This window comes from Paracoccus haeundaensis (genome assembly GCF_006239215.1).
GTDB lineage: Bacteria > Pseudomonadota > Alphaproteobacteria > Rhodobacterales > Rhodobacteraceae > Paracoccus > Paracoccus marcusii.
Genome location: NZ_VDDC01000092.1, coordinates 1 through 1,704 on the forward strand (window position 1 = coordinate 1; position 1,704 = coordinate 1,704).

Here is a 1,704-nt window from a genome sequence, read left to right on the forward strand (position 1 = left end):
AATATCGATACCGGCGATCGCGACCTGGTCGGAGAGATCCGGGTCAAGGGTTTGGACCTCGAGGCCAAGGCCGAACTAACCCCCGACGTGGCCGTCACGGCATCCTACTCCTATGCTGACTCTGAGGTTCTGCGCTCTGACCCGATCTTTGGAACGCCCGTGACCGGCAATGCAGTGGGCATTGTTCCCCGGCATGCGGCATCGCTGTGGGTTGATTACACCGTCCCCGGAGCGGGCAATCGCGGCGACATGACCTTTGGTCTGGGCGCGCGATATACAGGAACGTATTTTTTTGCGACCCAGAACGACACCGGCCGAAGCGAGGCTGTCGTGCTGCTGGACGCCGCCTATAGCTATGACGTGACCGACAGGACGGAATTGTCGCTGAACATCCACAACCTGGCCGACGAACAGCATGTCGTGGGCCGGGGGTCCGCCGATTACTACAATCCCGGTCGGTCGGTGTCCGCCACGTTGCGCCATCGCTGGTGACGCAGGTCCGCCCTCCGCGACCAGGAAGCGATGCGGCAGAATGCGCGGCAAGAGGGTCACGCCCCTTGCCGCCGGAGACACGCATTAAATGCGAAAAGCGGTGATGTGGCCAAGGCAGCCTTTCAAGACGGTGCTCTATCAGCCGCCGATGTAGCGGCTGCGCAAGTGCAGAATGACCCATTAGCTAGGTTGTCATGAGGCCGAAGGGCGGCATTTCAAACTGTCCTTCGGACCACGCCGCGTACTGTCTCTCCACCGGTGTGGAATATTTACCACCCGGATAAGGGCGCATATGTACCCATTTCCGCTTACTCGGGCTGAGATCATGTTAAGCAAAGGCCTCAGCGGGTACTTTACTTGCAGTAAGGCGGTTGAAAGCCTCGGCTACACGGGCAATGAGACAAGGCTGAGTGGATCACGAGAAAGTTTTCTATAATAGCAGTGAGCTACTGGGGTGTACTGTATGGAGTGATTTCATCACAACAAACGCTAAGTTATCTGTATGCCTCTGGAGTGCGCGTTGCAGGACTGCGCAGAATGGAATTTCTGACATCATCTCGAGGCTTAAACAGGCCTACCATCTTGCTCCGACTTAATTTAAAGCAATCTATCACCTTCTTAATGCGTGTTGTGGCTCTCGCTGCTACTGCAATCCTGTTGGCGACTACTCTTCGTCCAGGTGTAGGTGAACCGTTCAATATATCAGCTGAGATGACGGAGGTCATGTCGGGGCTACTCCCACCAGAATTACACACATTGCAGCGCAGCTTACGAGACGAACGACTTGCCACACCTAGCTCGCCACGGTTTGACAGTATCAGCATTCCCGAAAACGCCATTCGTAAAGACGCTGATCAGCGTTACGTCATCAGAATTGCGCATGACATCGCCCAGAGGGTAAATGTACAGGTTGTGAGCATTAACAAAGCCGATGGGACTATCAAAGTAATTGGCCTCAACTTGGGTGACGTGATCGTCTCACAGCCAAGAGATTAGTCGAATTCTAATCGTTGAACGCCGCTCATTAAGATGCGATGTGTGGCCTGCCCCTATCGGGTGGTCCGGTTTCAGTCTTAGTGCATTTCGGGTCTTGGCGCTACAGCTGGGGTGGCCGGCGAAGCGGCTCCGGATGGCGAAGCCGGCCACTGGATGGCCTCGGGAGCTGGCGGGCGATACCCCAGTGATGAGTGCGGGCGCTTGGTGTTGTAATGG

2 protein-coding genes and 1 pseudogene are annotated in these 1,704 nt (G+C 55.8%); 2 read left to right on the forward strand and 1 reads right to left on the reverse strand.

Going from position 1 to position 1,704, the window contains the following annotated elements; all coding sequences use genetic code 11:
- Positions 1-492 (forward strand): TonB-dependent receptor domain-containing protein (locus FHD67_RS20075; RefSeq protein WP_139599841.1); only part of this gene is annotated, 492 nt, incomplete at its 5' end.
- 537 nt (positions 493-1,029) lie between these two features.
- Positions 1,030-1,488, forward strand: a complete 459-nt coding sequence (locus tag FHD67_RS20080) for a hypothetical protein (protein WP_139599842.1) — start codon at positions 1,030-1,032, stop codon at positions 1,486-1,488.
- 77 nt (positions 1,489-1,565) lie between these two features.
- Here the strand turns inward: FHD67_RS20080 and FHD67_RS20085 are convergent.
- Positions 1,566-1,704 (reverse strand): annotated as a pseudogene (locus FHD67_RS20085) (IS3 family transposase); the annotation flags it as partial.